General features: G+C 62.3%; 2 protein-coding genes. Both read right to left on the bottom strand.

The annotated features are described in order from the left end of the window. Positions 1-61 precede the first annotated feature (61 nt). Positions 62-343, bottom strand: a complete 282-nt coding sequence (locus Q8R73_RS13795) for a type II toxin-antitoxin system RelE/ParE family toxin (protein ID WP_305720104.1) — start codon at positions 341-343, stop codon at positions 62-64. 169 nt (positions 344-512) lie between these two features. Next, the coding region (gene groEL, locus Q8R73_RS13800) for a chaperonin GroEL (protein WP_305720105.1) at positions 513-1,599 on the bottom strand (1,087 nt) is incomplete at its 5' end.

Genomic DNA, 1,599 nt, shown 5'->3' on the forward strand with positions numbered 1-1,599 from the left:
CAGATATTCCTCTCTCAACACCTCTCCCGGATGAGTTCGCAACCGCGCCATCGCTGCCTCCTTAATGATAATCCACGATTTCAATGGCCTCGGGTCCGTCGGGCGTCCAGCGAAAACAGACCCGCCACTGTCGGTTGATCCGAATCGAATGCTGCCCGCGTCGATCGCCTTTCAATGCTTCCAGCCGGTTGCCCGGTGGGGAAAGCAAATCGTCGAGGCGGGTCGCTGCGTCCACCATATCGAGTTTGCGCAACGCGATGGCCTCGATACTCCGCCAGCGGGCCGGACAAGGACCGCCACGAAAAAGCAATTCCGTGCCCTTGTCGGCAAAGCTGCGGATCATGTTCTAGTATGCGATACGTATCGCGGATTAGTCAAGCCTAGTTCGCGGAGGCAGGTTGCCTCCCATATCCTTTTGCAAGGCTCACGAAAGGCCACAATTGCAAAAAACAAGAACCCCGGCATCGCTGCCGGGGTTCTGCATTCTTGAGACTTGCGTAAGGAAGCCTGGATCAGAAATCCATGCCGCCCATGCCGCCGCCCGGGGGCATGCCGCCGCCTGCGGCGCCGCCCTTCTTGGGCAGTTCGGCCACCATGGCTTCGGTGGTGATCAGCAGAGCCGCAACCGAGGCTGCGTTCTGGATCGCCGCGCGAACCACCTTGGTGGGATCGATGATGCCCTTCGAGATCAGGTTGACGTATTCGCCCGACTGCGAGTCGAAGCCGTACGAATACTGGTCCTTCTCGAGGATCTTGCCGACGATGACGGAGCCGTCCTCGCCTGCGTTGATCGCGATCTGGCGAGCGGGCCAGGACAGCGCCTTGCGGACGATCTCGACGCCGGTCTTCTGGTCGTCGTTCGCGGTCTTGATGCGCTTGAGCTGCTCGGAGGCGCGCAGCAGGGCGACGCCGCCGCCCGGTACGATGCCTTCTTCAACCGCCGCACGGGTCGCATGCATCGCGTCGTCGACGCGGTCCTTGCGCTCCTTGACTTCGATTTCGGTCGCGCCGCCGACGCGGATCACCGCGACGCCGCCGGCGAGCTTGGCCAGACGCTCCTGCAGCTTCTCGCGGTCGTAGTCCGAGGTGGTCTCCTCGATCTGCGCCTTGATCTGCGAAACGCGGGCTTCGATGTCGGCCTTCTTGCCGGCGCCGTTGACGATGGTGGTGTTCTCCTTGTCGATCATCACCTTCTTGGCGCGACCGAGCATGGCGAGCGTGACGTTCTCCATCTTGATGCCGAGGTCTTCCGAGATCGCCTGGCCGCCGGTCAGGACAGCGATGTCCTGCAGCATGGCCTTGCGGCGGTCGCCGAAGCCCGGAGCCTTCACAGCGGCAACCTTGAGGCCGCCGCGGAGACGGTTGACGACAAGGGTGGCGAGAGCTTCGCCTTCGACGTCTTCAGCAACGATGACGAGCGGCTTGCCGGTCTGCACGACGGCTTCCAGCAATGGCAGCAGTTCGTTCAGCGAGGAGAGCTTCTTCTCGTTGATCAGGATGAAGGCGTCGTCGCATTCCACGCGCATCTTGGCGGCGTAGGTGACGAAGTAGGGGGAGAAGTAGCCGCGGTCGAACTGCAGGCCCTCGACGACGTCGAGT

The organism is Bradyrhizobium sp. (genome assembly GCF_030697065.1).
In the GTDB taxonomy this organism is placed as follows: domain Bacteria; phylum Pseudomonadota; class Alphaproteobacteria; order Rhizobiales; family Xanthobacteraceae; genus Bradyrhizobium.

Excerpts from the sequence above, each read along its gene's own strand:
- Q8R73_RS13795 (WP_305720104.1), bottom strand. The coding sequence starts at position 343 with ATGATCCGCAGCTTTGCCGACAAGGGCACGGAATTGCTTTTTCGTGGC.